The sequence below is a fragment of the Sphingomonas turrisvirgatae genome (genome assembly GCF_001721295.1).
In the GTDB taxonomy this organism is placed as follows: domain Bacteria; phylum Pseudomonadota; class Alphaproteobacteria; order Sphingomonadales; family Sphingomonadaceae; genus Sphingomonas; species Sphingomonas turrisvirgatae.
The window spans coordinates 29,828-48,157 of the sequence record NZ_MDDS01000008.1 but is presented as its reverse complement, the minus strand read 5'-3'; the positions used below and the strand labels follow the sequence as shown (position 1 = coordinate 48,157).

Annotated in this window: 17 protein-coding genes; 11 read left to right on the top strand and 6 right to left on the bottom strand. The window is 66.0% G+C overall.

The window, feature by feature from the left end:
- Nucleotides 1-234 precede the first annotated feature (234 nt).
- Entirely contained in the window at nt 235-912 is a 678-nt protein-coding gene (gene msrA / locus BFL28_RS03660) for a peptide-methionine (S)-S-oxide reductase MsrA (RefSeq protein ID WP_420911750.1), read from the top strand.
- A gap of 10 nt (nt 913-922) precedes the next feature.
- Here msrA and BFL28_RS03655 read toward each other — a convergent pair whose 3' ends face one another.
- Nucleotides 923-1,318 (bottom strand): DUF1489 family protein, encoded by a 396-nt coding sequence (locus BFL28_RS03655; protein WP_069319253.1) that lies wholly within the window; start codon nt 1,316-1,318, stop codon nt 923-925.
- Between the two features lie 31 nt (nt 1,319-1,349).
- Nucleotides 1,350-2,747 carry a magnesium transporter gene (gene mgtE, locus BFL28_RS03650; RefSeq protein ID WP_069319252.1) on the bottom strand — a complete coding sequence of 466 codons (1,398 nt, stop codon included), beginning with the start codon at nt 2,745-2,747 and terminating at the stop codon, nt 1,350-1,352.
- Nucleotides 2,748-2,875: 128 nt separating this feature from the next.
- Between mgtE and BFL28_RS03645 the strand changes: the two genes are divergently transcribed.
- The 4 genes from BFL28_RS03645 to ribA all read left to right on the top strand — a co-directional run bounded on the left by BFL28_RS03645 (nt 2,876) and on the right by ribA (nt 6,183).
- Nucleotides 2,876-3,334, top strand: a complete 459-nt coding sequence (locus tag BFL28_RS03645; RefSeq protein ID WP_069319251.1) for a peptidylprolyl isomerase — start codon at nt 2,876-2,878, stop codon at nt 3,332-3,334.
- Between the two features lie 60 nt (nt 3,335-3,394).
- Entirely contained in the window at nt 3,395-4,003 is a 609-nt protein-coding gene (locus BFL28_RS03640) for a LolA family protein (RefSeq protein WP_079246907.1), read from the top strand.
- Between the two features lie 345 nt (nt 4,004-4,348).
- Nucleotides 4,349-5,134: an exodeoxyribonuclease III gene (locus tag BFL28_RS03635; RefSeq protein WP_069319249.1), complete on the top strand. Its 786-nt coding sequence runs from the start codon at nt 4,349-4,351 to the stop codon at nt 5,132-5,134.
- The gene (ribA, locus tag BFL28_RS03630) at nt 5,131-6,183 is read left to right on the top strand and encodes a GTP cyclohydrolase II (RefSeq protein ID WP_069319248.1); all 1,053 of its coding nucleotides are present in this window, start codon (nt 5,131-5,133) and stop codon (nt 6,181-6,183) included. Before BFL28_RS03635 ends, ribA begins: the two co-directional genes overlap by 4 nt.
- A gap of 101 nt (nt 6,184-6,284) precedes the next feature.
- On the opposite strand, the gene ygfZ is transcribed toward ribA, so the two are convergent.
- Nucleotides 6,285-7,013, bottom strand: a complete 729-nt coding sequence (ygfZ, locus tag BFL28_RS03625) for a CAF17-like 4Fe-4S cluster assembly/insertion protein YgfZ (RefSeq protein WP_069319294.1) — start codon at nt 7,011-7,013, stop codon at nt 6,285-6,287.
- A 45-nt stretch (nt 7,014-7,058) separates the two neighbouring features.
- Between ygfZ and BFL28_RS03620 the strand changes: the two genes are divergently transcribed.
- Nucleotides 7,059-8,384 carry a dihydroorotase gene (locus BFL28_RS03620; protein WP_069319247.1) on the top strand — a complete coding sequence of 442 codons (1,326 nt, stop codon included), beginning with the start codon at nt 7,059-7,061 and terminating at the stop codon, nt 8,382-8,384.
- A 120-nt stretch (nt 8,385-8,504) separates the two neighbouring features.
- Here the strand turns inward: BFL28_RS03620 and BFL28_RS03615 are convergent, their stop codons facing one another.
- Nucleotides 8,505-10,322: an ABCB family ABC transporter ATP-binding protein/permease gene (locus tag BFL28_RS03615; RefSeq protein WP_173655666.1), complete on the bottom strand. Its 1,818-nt coding sequence runs from the start codon at nt 10,320-10,322 to the stop codon at nt 8,505-8,507.
- A gap of 113 nt (nt 10,323-10,435) precedes the next feature.
- On the opposite strand from BFL28_RS03615, the gene BFL28_RS03610 reads away from it, so the two are divergent.
- From BFL28_RS03610 to BFL28_RS03595, 4 genes are all read left to right on the top strand, one after another.
- Nucleotides 10,436-10,663 (top strand): hypothetical protein, encoded by a 228-nt coding sequence (locus tag BFL28_RS03610; protein WP_069319292.1) that lies wholly within the window; start codon nt 10,436-10,438, stop codon nt 10,661-10,663.
- A gap of 75 nt (nt 10,664-10,738) precedes the next feature.
- Complete coding sequence (locus tag BFL28_RS03605; protein ID WP_069319291.1) at nt 10,739-11,932, top strand: MFS transporter; 1,194 nt, start codon at nt 10,739-10,741, stop codon at nt 11,930-11,932.
- A 20-nt stretch (nt 11,933-11,952) separates the two neighbouring features.
- Nucleotides 11,953-13,536, top strand: coding sequence for a peptide chain release factor 3 (locus BFL28_RS03600; RefSeq protein ID WP_069319246.1), 1,584 nt, complete (start codon nt 11,953-11,955; stop codon nt 13,534-13,536).
- A complete protein-coding gene (locus tag BFL28_RS03595) occupies nt 13,533-13,718 on the top strand; it encodes a hypothetical protein (RefSeq protein ID WP_069319245.1) in 186 nt (61 codons plus the stop codon). The genes BFL28_RS03600 and BFL28_RS03595 overlap by 4 nt, the downstream gene beginning before the upstream one ends.
- Nucleotides 13,719-13,898: 180 nt before the next feature.
- Here the strand turns inward: BFL28_RS03595 and BFL28_RS03590 are convergent, their stop codons facing one another.
- A complete protein-coding gene (locus tag BFL28_RS03590; protein WP_069319244.1) occupies nt 13,899-15,164 on the bottom strand; it encodes a spinster family MFS transporter in 1,266 nt (421 codons plus the stop codon).
- A gap of 80 nt (nt 15,165-15,244) precedes the next feature.
- Nucleotides 15,245-17,560 (bottom strand): TonB-dependent receptor, encoded by a 2,316-nt coding sequence (locus tag BFL28_RS03585; protein ID WP_069319243.1) that lies wholly within the window; start codon nt 17,558-17,560, stop codon nt 15,245-15,247.
- A gap of 107 nt (nt 17,561-17,667) precedes the next feature.
- Between BFL28_RS03585 and BFL28_RS03580 the strand changes: the two genes are divergently transcribed.
- The gene (locus BFL28_RS03580; RefSeq protein WP_079246902.1) at nt 17,668-18,327 is read left to right on the top strand and encodes a TetR/AcrR family transcriptional regulator; all 660 of its coding nucleotides are present in this window, start codon (nt 17,668-17,670) and stop codon (nt 18,325-18,327) included.
- The last annotated feature ends 3 nt before the right edge of the window (nt 18,328-18,330 follow it).

Here is an 18,330-nt window from a genome sequence, read left to right as displayed (position 1 = left end):
TGACGCGCGGATGAACGGTCCGCCCACGGCTCGTTCATCCGGCCAAACTAGATCTATGCTTGGTTTTCGCGGGCTGGTTCCGACCTTCCCGCAATCAGGCAAGAGGAAATTCTCATGATCGCGATGCTCAAATCCGCGATGTTCCACCGGTTCGTTGCCGGCTTTTCGCTCGGCACGATCGGCATGGTGGCGCTCAACATTGAACAGGTGGCGACGCACACCATCTTTTAAGGCGTGCGCACGCCACTCGCCCTTGCCGCTGCCGGGCTGATCAGTCTCGGCGTCCTTGCCGCGGCCGGTTATGTGCCGGGCTTGGGCGCAAGCGCGACCGAGCAGACCTTTCGCATCCCCGCAGCGACACACGATGTCGCGCCCGCGCCCGGCAACCAGGTCGCAGTGCTTGCCGGCGGCTGTTTCTGGGGAATGGAGGCGGTGTTCGAAGGCGTGAAGGGCGTGGCGTCGGTGACCAGCGGCTATGCCGGCGGCACCCGCGCCACCGCGACCTACGCCCAGGTCTCGACCGAGCGTACGCGCCATGCCGAGGCGGTTCGCATCGTCTACGATCCGCGCCAGTTGTCCTACGCCACGCTGCTGCGCATCTATTTCTCGGTTGCGCACGATCCCACGCAGCTGAACCGGCAAGGGCCGGACCACGGCCCCAGCTACCGCTCGGCGATCTTCCCGCAAAATCCGGGGCAGGCCAGCGTCGCGCGCAGCTATATCGCGCAACTGCAGCAAAGCCGCGCTTATCCGGCGCCGGTCGTCACCACGGTAGAGAGCGGCCAGTTCTTCCCGGCCGAGGCGGAACATCAGGACTTCGCGCGCCGAAACCCGCGTCATCCCTATATTGTGCGCTGGGATAAGCCTAAGGTCGCAGCGTTCAGGGCCGCCTTCCCCGGCCTCGCACGCTAGGGCCAGGACGCTAGGCCAGCCCCAATTCCGCCAGCTTGCCCGCCAGTTCCGGCGGCAGCGCGGCCATGTCCCCGTCGCCCAGATCCGCCGGCGCATCCACGCCCTCCAGATAGCGCCAGCCCTGATGCGCGCGCTTGGGACGCGGCTGCACCAGGATCAGCTGCGGCTCGAGGTGGATCGCGACGCGCCCGCCTTCCGCCTCGCCGAAGCGCACGATCGGCGTCCGCCCGATCAACTGGTGCTTGATGATCCAGAACAGCGAGCCGCCGACAATTTCCGCATGACGTTTCGGCAGATAGCGCGTGGTCAGGAACGATGGCCCATGCGCAGCGCGCAGCGCCAGCCGCTCCTTCAGGAACTCGACACTGTCGCAACCATAGGCGACCTTGGTAATATGCAGCGGCATCGCCCTGATCTGGGCACCGCGCCGCCGGTGATCAACCCGTCAGCCCGAACGCCACGGCCAGACCCAGGAACGCCAGGAACCCCATCGAATCGGTGACCATCGTCACGAACACCGATGAAGCGACGGCAGGGTCCTGCTTCATCCGCTCCAGCGTCACCGGCACCAGCACGCCGGCGAGCCCCGCGACCAGGATGTTGACCACCATCGCTGCCGCGATGACGCCGCCGAGCGCGGGATTGCCGAACACCAGCGCCGCCCCGATCCCCAGCAGCACCGCGATCGTCGCGCCATTCAGCAGTGCGACCAGGATCTCCCGCCGGATCGTGCGCACGGTGTTCGATTGGGTCAGCTGGTTGGTCGCCAGCGCGCGCACGACGATCGCCATCGTCTGCGTCCCGGCATTGCCGCCCACCGAAGCCACGATCGGCATGAGCACCGCCAGCGCCACCATCTTCTCGATCGCCGCGCCGAACAGCGCGATGATCGACGATGCGACCAGCGCGGTGAACAGATTCGCCACCAGCCAGCGCACCCGCGCCTTGTAGCTGTCGCGGATCGGCTCGTTGATGTCGCCATCGCCCGCCCCGGACATCAGCAGCGCGTCTTCGCCGGCTTCCTCGCTGATGATGTGGACGATGTCGTCGACCGTGATCACGCCGACCAGCCGTCCGCTATCGTCGGTCACCGCGGCGGAGATGAGCGCATATTTCTGGAATTTGAGCGCCACTTCCTCCTGGTCCATCTCGACCGGGATCAGCGTCTGTTCGCGCTTCATCACGTCGCCGACACTCACGCCGCGCGGCGTGCGCAGGATCCAGCTGAGCGCACAGGTGCCGACCGGCTTGTGCGCGGGATCGACGACGAAGATTTCCCAGAAATCCGTCGGCAGCTCCTCCTGCCCGCGCAGGAAGTCGAGCACATGACCAACGGTCCAATGCTCCGGCACCGCGATCAGCTCGCGCTGCATCAGGCGCCCGGCGGACTCCTCGGGATAGGACAGCGCCTCCTCGATTGCCGCACGATCATCCGGGTCCAGCGCGCGGAGGACGGCGCGCTGATCCTCCTCCTCCATATCCTCGATGATCGCGACCGCGTCGTCGGTATCCAGCTCGGCGGCGATATCGGCGACTTCGTGCGGGTCGAGCGCTTCGATCAGCTCCTCGCGCACCCAGTCGTTCATTTCCGACAGCACGTCGCCGTCGATCAGTCCGGCGATGGCGGCGGCCAGCTGCCGTCGCTGCTCGCCCGGCGTCAGTTCGACCAGGTCGGCAATGTCGGCGGGGTGCAGCGGCGCGACCTTCTCGCGCGCGGCCTCGATCTCGCCTGCCTCGACCAGGTCGAGCACGGTGCGCACGAATTCGGGGCTGAGGTGTTCGGGATGCTCGCTCGGCGATTCGGCGGCAATGGTGGTATCGGTCTCGTCGGTCATCGAGCCTTCCCCCGAAATTGCGCGTCACGCCCTCTAACGCGCAGCGATTGCCCTGCCAATCCGCCTGATTTGCAACCATCGCCCGACACGCCTAGGTGCCGTGCAAATTCCCATTGTTGGAGTAACCCATGTCCGATCTTCCCACGCGCCTCGTCATGACCCTCGACAGCGGCGACGTGCACATCAAGCTGCGTCCCGACCTTGCGCCCAAGCATGTCGAGCGCATCACCAAGCTCGCTGACAGCGGCTTCTATGACGGCGTCGTCTTCCACCGCGTCATCGCCGGCTTCATGGCGCAGGGCGGCGATCCGACCGGCACGGGCATGAGCGGATCGAAGGAGCCGAACCTGCCGCAGGAGTTCAGCAGCGAACCGCACGTGCGCGGTGTCTGCTCGATGGCTCGCACCAATGATCCCAACAGCGCCAACTCGCAATTCTTCATCTGCCTGGACGACGCGACCTTCCTCGACCGCCAGTACACCGTCTGGGGCGAAGTGACCGAAGGCATGGAGCATGTCGACGCGCTGCCGAAGGGCGAGCCGCCGCGCAACCCGGGCAAGATCCTGAAGGCTCGCAGCGAGGCGTAATCAGGGTTCAGGACGCGTTAAAGCGGAACCGGCGATGGGGCGGATATGTTTGGCACGACCATGACTATTCGCCCGCTCGCCGCGCTCGCGGCCCTCACCATCGCGCTGCCTGCAGCCGCGCAGCAGAACACGCTTGCCCAGGTGCAGGCGCATCTTCGCTCGACCCAGTCGATGACGGCCTCGTTCGAGCAGACCGATCGCGCGGGCAAGACCGTGCGCGGCACCCTGACGCTCAAGAAGCCGGGGAAGGTTCGCTTCCAGTATGAAAAGGGCGTGCCGCTGCTGATCGTCGGCGACGGCAATGCCCTGTGGTTCATCGACTATTCGGTCCGACAGGTGTCGCGCTGGCCGGTCAAGAACTCGCCGCTCGGCGTACTGCTCGATCCCAACCGCGACATCTCGGCCTATGCCAAGGTCGTGCCCACCGGCAATCCCCAGGTCGTCAGCATCGAGGCGCACGATCCCAAGCGGCCGGAATTCGGTCGCATGACCATGATCTTCGCGCGCAACGCAGCGGCGCCCGGAGGGTTGATGCTCAATGGCTGGGTCGCGCTCGACAGCCAGAACAATCGCACCACCGTCCGGCTCGCGAACCAACGGTTCAACGCGCCGGTTAGCGACGGAGCGTTCCGCTGGAACGATCCGCGGAGATCGGGTGCCCGTCGCTGAACGTCAGCGTTCATGTTGGCGACAGCTTCGACTCGCTAATAAGGAATGGCGGACGGGGCGTCGGGATTTTTCCCCCTGTTGCCCGGCAAGTGCCCCTTCCCGCCTGCGTGACGAACGCCAGGTCGGCCCTCGCTCCATGCCCCCGGAGCGGGGGCCTTTGGCGTTTTGGCTGTTCGTGCGCCGTGCGGCGCAGGCGGTGCCGGCCCGCTCCCTCACCCGGCCGCCCATCAAGATACACTGAAGTGGGTGGCCGGGGGAGCGGACCGGCACCGCAACCGCGCGAAGCGCGAAAACACCACCTCATGCTGGTGCGCGTCGGCGAAGCCGACTAAAGGCGCGCTAGCCATGAAAATCGCCTCCTGGAACATCAACTCGATCCGTTTCCGCATGGACATCGTCCAGCAGTTCCTGCGCGAAGAGGCACCCGACATCCTCTGCCTTCAGGAAACCAAGGTTGTCGACGGGGACTTCCCGCATCAGCCGCTTCGCGACCTTGGCTATGATCACATCATCATCCACGGGCAGCGGATGCATCACGGCGTCGCGATCGTCAGCCGCGTGCCGGTGACCGAGGACGATCGGCTCGACTGGCAGGCCAATGGCGAGGCGCGGCATGTCGGGGTGCGGCTACCCAATGGCGTGCGGCTCGAAAATGTCTATGTCCCGGCCGGCGGCGACATTCCCAACCGCGATCTCAACCCCAAATTCGGTCAGAAGCTCGATTTTGTCGAGCGCATGACGCGCTGGTCGGAGGGGCTCGGCGACCTGCCCGTCATCGTAACCGGCGACTTCAACATCGCTCCGCTCGAATGCGATGTGTGGAGCCACAAGCAGCTGCTGAACGTCGTCAGCCATACGCCGATCGAGGTTGAGGCGCTCGCCCGGCTGCAGGCCGCGAATGACTGGGTCGATCTCGGCCGCGCATTCATCCCTGCGCCCGAGCGCTGCTTCACCTGGTGGAGCTACCGCGCGAAGGATTGGGCAGCATCGGATCGCGGCCGCCGGCTCGATCATATGTGGGCCAGCCGCGACATCGCGGCCAGCGCAACGGCGCATAAGGTGTGCGAGCCGGTGCGCGGCTGGCTGAAACCATCGGATCATGTGCCGATCGTCACGGAATTCGCTTTTTGAGCGCGCGCGCAGTTGCTCAGGCAGTCGATGCGCTGCGCCGCGGATGGCCGATCGCGATTCGCGACGGTGCCGATGTGCTGTCGCTTTTGGCGATCGAGACCGCCGACGCCGCCCGGCTTGCGGAGTTCGACCCGGATGCGGCGGCACCAGTGCTCATTTCTGCCGGCCGCGCCTTCACGCTCAAGCTCGCCAACCAACTCGACGCCGCAACGCCCGATGCGCCGGTGCTGGTGGAGCGTGCGCCCTGGCTGGAGTTCGACGGCGCGGTGGCACTGGCCGATCCGCAGCTCGACCTGGCGACGCCGTTGAAAGGGCCATTCCGCGCGGTTCCGGTCATTGCGCCGGATGCTGCCAGTGCGGCCCTGCGGCTTGCGCGGATCGCAGGATTGCTGCCCGCCTTCTTCGTCAGGTGCGGCGGAGCGGATGCGATCACCCCGGCCGATATCGACGCGCACGAAGACCCCGCGCGGCTGCGCATCGTCACCCGCGCCCGACTGCCCGTCGCGGGCGCGGAAGATGCCGAGATCGTCGCCTTTCGCACGCCCGAATCGCCCGACGAGCATATCGCGCTGCTGATCGGCCATCCCAACGGCCAGCCCCCGCTCGTCCGCCTGCACAGCGAATGCCTGACCGGCGACGTGCTCGGCAGCCTGAAGTGCGATTGCGGCCCGCAATTGCACGCCGCCATCCATGCCATCGCCGACGCTGGCTGGGGCGTGCTGCTGTACCTGCGTCAGGAAGGGCGCGGGATCGGCCTCATCAACAAGCTGCGCGCCTATGCGCTGCAGGATCAGGGGTTCGACACGGTCGATGCCAACACGCGGCTCGGCTTTGCCATCGACGCGCGCGATTTTGGCGTGGCCGGGCAGATGCTCAAGCTGTTGGGGCAGGACCGCATCCGCCTGCTGACCAACAACCCGGCGAAGGTCGCCGGCCTGCAAGCAACCGGCGTCGACGTGATAGAGCGCGTACCGCACCACCTCCCGCCCAATCCGCATAACGAGCGGTACCTCGCGACGAAGCGCGACCGCACCGGACATCAGCTCTAATTTCCCTCTCCCACCGGGAGAGGGAGCGAGGCGCGAAGCGCCGGAAGGGGGAGGGCGGCCACGCATCCGTCATCGCGGTCTTGTGCCGGGATGATGAGGAGTTATTCGGAGGGCGCGGCCAACGCCTCCGCGAGCCACCCCACCACCACCGCATTGCCCAGCGCCTCGACGCGGCGATGCTCGACCATCAGCCCCAGCTCCGGATACACCGCCCGCGTCCGTTCACCTGCCTCGCCGAGCGGTGCGACAACCAGCCGCCGGTTGACCTTCGCGCGCCAGTTCATCCGCGCGGTATTCTCCTGGCCGACGTAACAGCCCTTCGAAAAGCTGACGCCGTTCAGTTCGGCGGCATTGCACTCCAGCCACAGCGTCTTGTCAGAGCCCAATTCGGCCACGCCCTCCGTCACGCCGAGCCGCAGGCGATGCTCAAGCCAGCCGGTCGCCGATTCGCCCGCCGCGTCACCCAACCAGCGCCAGCCCAGCGCCGCCAGCCGCGGGTCGGGCACGCCCTGTCCAGGTTCCAACGACCAATGCACCCGGCCGTCGGCCGGTTCGATCGTTATCGGCCGCCGCAGCCGGTACATCGACAGCCGCCGCACCAGCGCCTCGCGCTGATCCGCCTCGCAATCGATCAGGATCGCTCCATCGTCATCCCACAGGATGAAGTCGAACAGCGCCTTGCCCTGCGCCGTCAGCAGCCCGGCCCATTGCGGCGCATCCGGCCGTACCGCATTCAGATCCTGCGTCACCAGCCCCTGCAGGAAGCCACGCGCGTCCTCGCCCGAAACGCGGATCAGGGAACGGTTCGCAAGCAGGGTGGTCTCACTCATGGCGAACAGGTAGGACGCCGACGACGTAACCGGAAGAGGCAGAACATGGCGACCTTCGACCTGAAACTCACCGGCGGCACCGTCCATCTGCCTTCCGGCCCGGCACAGGTCGATGTGGGCGTGCGCGATGGCAAGATCGTGCAGATCGGCGGCACCGGGGACGCGGGCGAGACGATCGACTGCACCGGCCTCGACGTGCTGCCCGGCGTGATCGACAGCCAGGTCCATTTCCGCGAACCCGGTCTCGAGGCCAAGGAAGACCTGGAATCCGGCAGCCGCGCTGCCGTGCTGGGCGGCGTCACCGCCGTGTTCGAAATGCCGAACACCAAACCCAATACCGACAGCGCCGAGGCGGTAAACGACAAGCTTGCCCGCGCCAGGGACCGCATGTGGTGCGACCATGCCTTTTACGTCGGCGCGACCAACAACAACGCCGAACATCTTGCCGAGCTGGAGCGGATGCCGGGCACCGCCGGCGTCAAGATCTTCATGGGTGCCTCGACCGGCGACCTGCTCGTGTCGGACGACGCCAACCTCGCGCGTGTGCTGGCCAGTGGTCACCGCCGCGTCGCCGTCCATTGCGAAGACGAATTCCGCATGAACGCGCGCGAAGGCGAACGGATCGCGGGCGACCCGTCCTCGCACCCGGTGTGGCGCGACGATGAAAGCGCGATCCTCGCCACGCGCCGCATCCTGAAGCTGGCGCGCGAGGCCGGCCGCCGCATCCATGTCCTGCACGTCACCACGCCCGCCGAGCTGGAACTGCTGGGCCAGCACAAGGACATCGCAACGTGCGAGGTCACGCCGCAGCATCTGACGCTGGCGGCGGAAGACGCCTATCCGCGCCTTGGCAGCTATGCGCAGATGAACCCGCCGATCCGATCGGCGGCACACCGCGACGGACTGTGGCACTGGCTCAACCAGGGCGTGCCCGACGTGCTCGGCTCCGACCATGCGCCCCACACGATCGAGGAAAAGGCCAAGCCTTATCCCGCCAGCCCGAGCGGCATGCCGGGCGTCCAGACGCTGCTCCCGTTGCTGCTCGACCATGTCGCCAAGGGGCGCACGACGTTGCAGCGGCTGATCGACCTGACCAGCGCCGGACCGCAGCGCGTGTTCGGGCTGGTCGGCAAGGGGCGGATCGTGCCCGGCTATGACGCCGATTTCACCGTGGTGGACCTGAAGGCGCAGTGGACGATCGAGGAAAGCTGGCTCGCCAGCCGCTGCGGCTGGTCACCCTTCACCGGCGATACGCTGACCGGCAAGCCGATCGGCACGATCATCCGCGGCCGCAAGGTGATGTGGGACGGCCAGCTTGCCAGCCACGCCCACGGCCGCCCGGTGCGGTTCGAGGCGGTCGAGTTCGGGTAAAAGATCGCCAAATAACCGTCATCTCGGCGAAAGCCGGGATCCCAGCGATGGCGCAGGACAGGAACCGCATGAGATCCCGGCTTTCGCCGGGATGACGGACAGCGTTCCACGCAGTGCGGATTACTCCGCCGCTTCGGCCACCGCCTCGCGCTCGGCCTGCTGCCGCGTCCACATCTCGGCATAGACACCGCGCGCTTCAAGCAACTGCGCGTGCGTCCCCTGCTCGACGATCCGTCCGCCCTCCAGCACGACGATCCGGTCGGCATTGACCACCGTCGACAGCCGGTGCGCGATCACGATCGTCGTGCGCCCGCGCTCGATCGCTTCCAGCGTGTCCAGAATCTCCGCCTCGGTCCGCGAATCCAGCGCGCTGGTCGCTTCGTCCAGGATCAGGATCGGCGGGTCCTTCAGCAGCGTCCGCGCAATCGCCACGCGCTGCTTCTCGCCGCCCGACAGCTTCAACCCGCGCTCGCCGACTCGCGTGTCATAGCCGTTCGGCATGCTTTCGATGAACCCGGCGATCGCAGCGCCGCGCGCCGCCGCCGCGACTTGCTCGGCCGTCGCGCCCTCGCGGCCATAGGCGATGTTATAGCCGACCGTGTCGTTGAACAGCACGGTATCCTGCGGCACGATCCCGATCGCCGCGCGTAAGGACGCCTGCGTCACCTGGCTGATATCCTGGCCGTCAATCGTCACCCGACCGCCGTTCAGATCATAGAAGCGGTAGAGGATGCGCGCGAGGGTCGACTTCCCGGCCCCCGAGGGCCCGACGACCGCCACCGTCTGGCCAGGCAGGATGGTGAGGTCGATGCCCTTCAGGATGTCGCGACCCTTGTCGTAACCGAACCGCACGCCTTCGAACCGCACCTCGCCGCGGGTCACGTCCAGCGCCGGCGCATTCGGCACGTCCTGTACCTCGGCACGCGTGTCGATCAGGTCGAACATCGCGCCCATGTCGATCACACCCTGCCGGATCGTGCGATAGACCCAGCCGAGCATGTCGAGCGGCCGGAACAGCTGGCTCAAGAGCGTCGAGACGAACACCACGTCGCCTGCCGTGAACTCGCCCGTCGACCAGCCCCACGCCACCACCGCCATGCCGGCGCCCAGCATGAAGTTGGTGATCAGCGACTGGCCCATGTTGAGCCAGGCCAGCGAGTTTTCACTCTTCACCGCCGCCGTCGCATAAGCCTCGACCGCGCTGGAATAGCGGTCGGCCTCGCGCTTCTCGGCGTTGAAATACTTGACCGTCTCAAAATTCAGCAGCGAGTCCACCGCATGCGCGACCGCGCCGGTGTCGAGCTCGTTCATCTGTTCGCGCAGCTTCGCGCGCCAGTCGGTCACCCAACGCGTGAAGGCGATATAGATCACCACCATCGCGATCGTCGATGCGACCAACCACCAGCCGAACTTGCTGCCAAAGATTTGCAGCACGAGCGCAAGCTCCAGGATCGTCGGCGCGATGTTGAACAGCAGGAAATACAGCATCGAATCGATGCTTTTCGTCCCACGCTCGACCACCTTGGTCACCGCGCCCGTCCTGCGCTCCAGATGAAAGCGCAGCGAGAGCTGGTGCAAATGCGTGAAGGTGACGATCGCCAGCCGCCGCGTTGCGTCCTGCCCGACCTTCTCGAACACGGTGTTGCGCAGATTGTCGAACACGGTCGTGAACAGCCGGGCGGCGGCATAGCCGATCACCATCAGCACGACGAAGGTTACCGCACCGCGATCGTCGATCGACATCGCATCGACTGCTGCCTTGAGCGCATAGGCCGCGCCATAGACTTGCACGACCTTAGACAACAGCACGAGCAGCAAGGAAACGACGATGCGCGCCTTCAGCCCCGGCATGCCGGCAGGCCACAGATAAGGAAGGAAGCGCCGGAGCGTTGCGAACATCGGACGCTCGCCGCCGGCCGTCGCGATGTCGGGCGGCATGCCCGCCAAATGGGCGCGCCCGGACGGTTATGCAACCGCCAAGCTCGTCTCGCAGGTGCAACAGTTGGAACGAGCCCGCGCCCGGTCCGTTTATGATCGCAAGGAGCGAGGCGATGGGACCGGTCTATTTTGTAATGGCGATTCTTGGCTGCGGCGATCTACAGGATCAATGCCAGCAGGCACGGGTCGAGCCCACCCGGTATCAAAGCGTGGCACAATGCCAGGCTGCGATGGCCGCCGTGCTGCCACGTCATACCGACCTGTCGTTCCCGACCATCGCCGCCACATGCCAGCGGCAGGGCCAGCAGATGGCGCGAGCAGAGAACAAGAAACGCAGCTGATCGATTGCGCCCGCCGTAATCGCCGGCGCTTCCCCCGCAATTGACGTTGCAGTGCAGCATAACCATCTCGATGCGATGCCCGCTTCCGTTCGCATCGCGCCCGTCTGGCTGATCCACCTCGCGCTTGCGGTCGGCGGCTTTGCCATCGGCACGACCGAATTTGCGACGATGAGCCTGCTGCCGTTCTTCGCCGCTGATCTGAATATCGACGCCACGGCAGCCGGGCACGCTATCAGCGCCTATGCGCTCGGTGTCGTGGTCGGCGCGCCAGTCCTGGCGATCCTCGGCGCGCGGCTGTCCCGGCGCAAGCTGCTGATCGGCCTGATGCTGATGTTCGCGGCCGGCAATGCGCTGTCAGGCCTTGCCGCCAGCTATACTCAGTTGCTCGTCTTTCGCTTCCTCGCCGGGCTGCCGCACGGCGCCTATTTCGGGGTCGCCGCGCTGGTCGCTACCTCGTTGGTGCCGCAGGATCAGCGGACCCGTGCAGTCGGACGCATCATGCTGGGGCTCACCGTTTCGACGATTGTCGGCGTGCCGGTCGCCAATGCGCTGGGGCAGCTTGTTGGCTGGCGCGCGGTGTTCGGGATCGTCGCCGCACTGGCCCTGCTCACCGCGCTGCTCGCCTGGCGGCTCGCGCCGCGCGATGCGGGCGATCCGGCCGCCAACCCGCTGGCCGAACTCGCCGCGCTTGCCCGGCCGCAAGTGTGGCTGGCGCTGGGCATCGGCGCGATCGGCTTTGGCGGCCTGTTCGGCGTCTACACCTATCTGGCCGATACGCTGCTCGCGGTGACCGGCGCCTCGGCGAGCGCGATCCCGTTTGCGCTGGCGATCTTCGGCGTCGGCATGACGGCCGGCAACCTCATCGTACCGCGCTTCGCCGATCGCGCGCTGATGCCGACCGCTGCCGGGCTGCTCGCCTGGTCGGCGATCTCGCTGGCGCTGTGGCCGTTCGCGGCGGGCCAGTATTGGACGGCATGCCTTGCCATGCTCGCCATCGGGATCGGCGGCGCACTGGGTTCGATCCTGCAGACGCGGCTGATGGACGTGGCCGGAGACGCGCAGACGCTCGCCGCCTCACTCAACCACAGCGCGTTCAACGCGGCCAATGCGCTCGGCCCCTGGCTCGGCGGGCTCGCCATTGCGGCCGGCTTCGGCTGGACATCGACCGGCTGGGTCGGTGCGGGCCTCGCGCTCGGCGGCCTGGCGCTGGTGCTCGTCTCAATCGCGCTCGAACGCGGGCAAGCGCGCGCCCTCTCGCCTCAGCTGTGATGACTCGCTAGAGGCGCGCAATGTCTGCTTCCTCTGGGCCTCAACATACCGGCCGCCGTACCTTCGCGATCATCGCGCACCCCGACGCGGGCAAGACCACGCTCACCGAAAAGCTCCTCCTGTTCGGCGGCGCGATCCACCTGGCGGGCGAGGTCAAGGCACGCGGCGACGCACGGCGCGCACGGTCCGACTGGATGAAGATCGAGCAGCAGCGCGGCATCTCGGTCACCTCGTCGGTGATGACGTTCGAGCGGGACGGGGTCACGTTCAACCTCCTCGACACCCCGGGGCACGAGGATTTCAGCGAGGACACGTATCGCACGCTGACGGCCGTCGACAGCGCGGTGATGGTGCTCGACGTTGCGAAGGGCGTGGAAAGCCAGACCCGCAAGCTGTTTGAAGTCTGCCGGCTGCGCAACGTGCCGATCATCACGTTCGTCAACAAATGCGACCGCGAAGGGCGCGAGGTGTTCGAGACGCTGGACGAGGTCGCCGAGTTGCTCCAGCTGGACGTGACCCCGATGACTTGGCCGGTCGGCATGGGCGGCACGTTCGAAGGCATTTACGACCTGCGCACCAACCGCTTGCTGCTGCCGGAAGGCCCAAGCCGCGAGTTCAACGGCGAGGTCGTCCAGACCACCGGCCTCCACGATCCGCAACTCGACGCGATCTTGTCCGCCGACAACCTCGCCAAGCTGCGCGAGGACGCCGAACTGGCGCTGGCCGGTTACGCCGAGTTCGATGGCGAAGCGTATCGCAACGGCGACCTGACGCCGGTCTTCTTCGGATCTGCGCTGAAAGAGTTCGGCATCGATTCGCTGATCGAGGCGCTGGCCGCGCACGCACCGCCGCCCCACGCCCTGCCCGCCGAACCCGCACCGGTCGCCCCCGACAACCCCGAAGTTACCGGCTTCGTGTTCAAGGTCCAGGCGAACATGGATCCCAACCATCGCGACCGAATCGCCTTCATGCGACTCGTCTCGGGCACCTTCAAACGCGGCATGAAGCTGACCCCGACGGGACATGGCAAGCCGATCGCGATCCATTCGCCGATCATGTTCTTCGCCCAGCAGCGTGAGCTGGCCGACGAAGCCTTTCCCGGCGACATCATCGGCATCCCCAATCACGGCGTGCTGCGCGTCGGCGATACGCTCTCCGAAAGGGCGCAGGTGCGCTTCACCGGCCTGCCGAATTTCGCCCCCGAAATCCTGCGCCGCGTCGCACTCAAGGACCCGACCAAGACCAAGCAGCTGCGCAAGGCGCTGGACGACCTGTCCGAGGAGGGCGTCGTGCAGGTCTTCTATCCCGAGATCGGCTCGAACTGGATCATCGGCGTCGTGGGCCAGCTTCAGCTCGACGTGCTGCTCAGCCGTCTGGAGGCGGAATACAAGGTCGGCGCGGTGCTCGAACCTGCACCCTACGATACGGCGCGCTGGCTCGGCGGCGAGGCAGCGGACGTGAAGGCGTTCATGGACCTCAATCGCGGCGCACTGGCCAAGGACCGCGACGGCGATCCGGTCTTCCTCGCCAAGTCCGCGTGGGAAGTGGGCTATGTCGCGGACCGGTATCCCGCGGTGAAGTTCCTGGCGACGCGGGAGCGGTGAAGACGCGCCCCGGCATCTGCGCGCGCAAGCGGCGGTTCCGGAGCGAGGATGAGGCGATGGCGGTCGCGGCGGCGGCACGCGTCACGCTGCGCGTGTACCGCTGCGCGCTGTGCCGCGATTATCACCTGACCAGCCGAACGAAGGGGATGCGCCGCCCGCCCTCACTGTCAGCTTCGACCTGATCCGGGGCCAGCTGAGCTGGGGCGGGCAGCGTTGCTCGCACGAAGACACCAAGCCACAAGGACGGCGTCCGCCCACTGCGCCGCCTGGCGGCTCAAACGGCTATTCAGCGGGAACGCCGGCACGCTCCGCTTCTTCGTCGCTCGTCGCTCTGTGTCTTCGTGCGAGACCGCGCTTCTACCTCACCCCACCCAATCACGCCGCAGCGGCTTCACCGCCAGCAGCATCAGCACCGCCGCGACCAGATAGAAGGACAGCGCCGCTACCGCCGCATAGCGCAGCGCTTCGTTGCCATAGCTTGCGGTCATTGCGTCCGACATCGCGCCCATCACCCACGATCCCGCGCCCAGTCCGATCAGATTGTTGATAAGCAGGAAGCTGGCACTCGCCGTGGCGCGCATATGTGCCGGGACAAGGTGCTGGACCGCGGTGTTCACCGGCCCCAGCCACAGGATGTTGAGGCCGTTGGGAATCAAGAACAGGAACCACGCCAGCGTGATGTTGCTGCTCAGGAACCCGCCGGCAAACAACGGCACGCAGGTCAGCCAGGCAAAGGCCGGCAGCTTGGCATAGAATCCGCGATCGCCCTGTCCCATTCGATCCGCGAACCATCCGCCAGCAAACACGCCGATCGTCCCGCCGATCAGCAGGATCGATCCGAACACATAGCTCGTCGTCGCCAGGTCGAGTCCGAAGCTGCGGATGAAGAAGCTTGGCGCCCAGAAGGCAAGGCCATAGCCGCACATCGAACTGAAGCCCGCCGCGAAAGACATGAGCCAGAAGGACGGCTTCTTCGCCAGCAGCGCGAACACCTGGCCCAGCGGAACGCGCTCGGCACTCGCTGCCGGGCGCGGCGGCTCCTTGACGACGAGGCGGAAGATCGGCGCGATCACCACGCCGGCCACCCCGACCACGATGAACGCCCAGCGCCAGTCGACGCTCGCCGCGATCCACGCGCCGAGCAGCGTACCTGCGGCAAGGCCGATCGGGATGCCCAGCGAATAGATGGCCAGCGCTCGCGCGCGCTGATGGGGCGGGAAATAGTCAGAGATGATCGCATAGGACGGCGCGACCCCGCCCGCCTCGCCCACGCCCACGCCGATGCGAAACAGGAACAGCTGCCAGAAATTGCCCGCCATGCCGCACAGCGCGGTAAACCCGCTCCATACGGTCAGCGACACCGTTACCACCCAGGTCCGGCTCGTGCGGTCGGCAATCAGCGCCAGCGGCACGCCCAGGATCGAATACAGAAAAGCAAAGGCGATCCCCCCCAGTGCGCCAAGCTGCGTGTCGGTGAGGCCAAGGTCGGCCTTGATCGGCGCCACCAGGATGCCGAGGATCTGTCGGTCGAGGAAGTTGAAGGTATACACCAGCAACAGCATCGCCAGCACCAGCGCGCGATAGCCGGGCGTTCCCTGCCCCTCTTGCGCGGTCGCCGTATCGCTCATCCAGCCCTCCCAAAAATTTGGCCGGACACTCACGGGAGCATCCGGCCAATCAGTCTGTCATACTCGATATTCGAACGCGATCAGAAACGGAATCCCGCCGTCACGCTCCACGTCCGCGGATCGCCATAATAGGCGGTCTGGATGTTGCCGATCGACGAAAATTCCTGCCCGTCGGTCTTGTAGATCGACTTGGTCAGGTTCTTGACCCCACCGCGAAGATAATATTTGCCCCCCGCCGCGTCGAACTGAACGAACGCGTTGACCAGCCAATAGCCGTCCTCGATCAGGCCGGGGCGGTTGTCGATCGACAGATAGTGCTTGTCGACGAAGCGCGCGTCCCCGCCCAGCGTCAGCGACCCGGCATTGCCGAGCGGGATCGCATAGTCGCTCGCCAGCGAGAAGCTGATCGGCGGTGCAAAGGGCGGCTCGCACACGATCGCGCTGCCGGTCGGGTTGCACGAATAGGCCGGCGCGCGACGACCGTCGTTGAACTCCTCATAATCGGCATTCAGATAGCCGAAGCTGGTGCGGATGCTCCATTCGCGCACCGGGCGCACCGCCGCTTCGAACTCGATACCCCAGATGCGCAGCTCGCCGGCATTGACCACCGGGAATGCGCCAGCGCTGCCGCCGCCGACGCGCGCCTGAAAGTCCTGGTAGGTCGAGTAGAAGCCGGTCGCGGCCATGGTCACGCGACCGTCGAGGAAGCTGCCCTTCGCGCCGCCTTCATAGGTCCATACCGTCTCCGGCTCGAAGAACGGCACGATCGTCGGCACCCCGCCGATCACTTGCGTGACGTCGCCCACGCCGTTGACGCGGCCGTTGAACCCACCCGACTTGAACCCGCGCGAGGCCGAAGCATAGAGCAGCGTGTCTCGCGTCGGCTTGAACGACAGGCTTAGCGTCGGGGTCCAGGCGTCGAAATCGACATGATCGATGCCGTTGAACGGTGCCGGCAGGCTGTTGGGATACTCGTAAAAGCCACCCGTCACGCCGCCCGTGACCGTGCTGGTCACGCGGTGGTAGCGCTTGCGCTCCTTGGAATAGCGCAGGCCTGCCGTCGCCGAAAACTGGTCGGTGAAATCATAAGTCACCTGTCCGAACGCGGCATAGCTCTTGGTGTTCTGCTCGTCGTCGATGAACCGCGTGAAGGTAAGCGGCGGACCGGCCGGAGCCAGATAGACGAGGTTGTCGCTATACGCTTCCTGATGCGAGGTGACGTCCTCGTTCAGGTAATAGAGACCGAACACGCCCGACAGCGGTCCGCTGTCGTACTTCAGCTGAAGTTCCTGGCTGAACTGCTCCTGCCGCACACCGACGAACGCGTCCGATACCTCAAGCTCGGTCGCATCGAAGTCGAGATAATAGTCCGGGCTCAGCTTGCGATAACCGGTGATCGAGGTGAAGGTCAGCGCGTCGCTGAGTTCGATGTTGCCGGTGAAAGACACGCCCCAGTGATCGACACGCTGGCCCTGTCCAGGCGCCAGGCTGGTCGAGGCGCGGTAGTTCCACGTCCGGCCATAGGGATAAGCAGGCTTGAGCACCGGGAAGCCGAGCAGGCCGGTCAGCGGCGCAGTCGCCTGCCCCAATGCGGCGGCATTGCGCTGCTTGTAGTAATCGCCCGACAAGATGAGTTCGACATTCTCGCTCGGCGTCGCGCGCAGGATGCCGCGCGCGGCCCAGCTGTTGCGATCGTTATAGTCGCGGCCCGTCAGCGGATCGATCACCACGCCGTCACGCTTGTCGTAGACGCCCGCCAGCGACAGCGCGAGCTTGTCGGTCACCAGCGGCGCCGAGACATAGCCGTTCAGCAGGATCTGATCATAGCTGCCATAGGTCGCCGACCCCGCCGCGCGGAACTGAACCGTGTCCGGCTTGCGCGTCACGACGTTGACCGCGCCGCCCACCGTGTTCTTGCCATACAGCGTACCCTGCGGCCCGCGCAGCACCTCGACGCGCTCGACGTCGAACAGGCCGAACAGCGCGCCCTGGATACGGCTCATGTACACGCCGTCGACATAGATGCCGACCGCCGGATCGAAGGTCTGGAGCGCGTCGGGCTGGCCGATACCGCGGATGAAGATGTTGGCGTTGCTGGTCGACCCGCGGCCCTGCACCAGGTTGACGTTCGGCACGGTGCCCTGGATACCGCTCAGATCCGTCGCCTGCAGCTTTTCGAGCGTGTTGGCGGAAATAGCGGTGACCGCGACCGGCACGTCGAGCAACCGCTCTTCGCGACGCCGGGCAGTCACGACGATGTCACCCGTTTCGCTATCGCCGATGACCGTATCGTCGTCGACCTGAACAGCCTGCGCGAACGCAGGCGCGGCGGCCAGCGACCCCAGCGCGACACCGGCATACAGCAACGGACGGACAGACGGAATCAGGCGCAGCATCGATGCTTCCTCCCCAAAATACCGGCCTTCGCGCGCCGGCTTGTAAGACGTTGAGCGGCGCTATACTGAAACCTGAACCGGGTTTCAACTTACGATCACGGGGGAGGATGTCAGTGGCCGAAAAACGTGGCATCACCGCCACAGTCGCCTCGAACGACAGGGGGTCTGCGATCGCGAGCGAAGGCAAGCAACCGCGTACCGCACGCGGGCAGCGTACATTGCGTGCGATCCTCGACGCGGCTGCCGCCGAATTCGGGGAAAAAGGCTTTCACGACGGTTCGATCAGCGGGATCACGCGCCGCGCCGGTGTCGCGCTCGGCAGCTTCTACACCTATTTCGATTCAAAGGACGCGGTGTTCCGTGCCCTGGTGCGCGACATGTCCGATCAGGTGCGCGAACATGTTGCCCCATCGATCCGCGCCGCGCCCGAACAGATCGCCGCGGAGCGCGCCGGCCTTCAGACGTTCATCGAGTTCGTCCGCGACCACAAGGAAATCTATCGCATCATCGACGAGGCCGAGTTCGTCGATCCCGACAGCTTCCGCACCCATTACACCACTACGGCCGATCGCATCGCCGCACGACTGAAAGCGGCGGCGGGACGCGGCGAAATCCGCGCCGATGTGGACGAGGTCCATGCCTGGGCGATCATGGGGATGAACGTGTTTCTGGGCCTGCGCTACGGCGTATGGGAAGCGGACCGCACGCCGCAGGCCGTCGCCGACACGGTCGCAGCGATGCTGGCACGCGGTCTCGCCGCGGACTAGCGC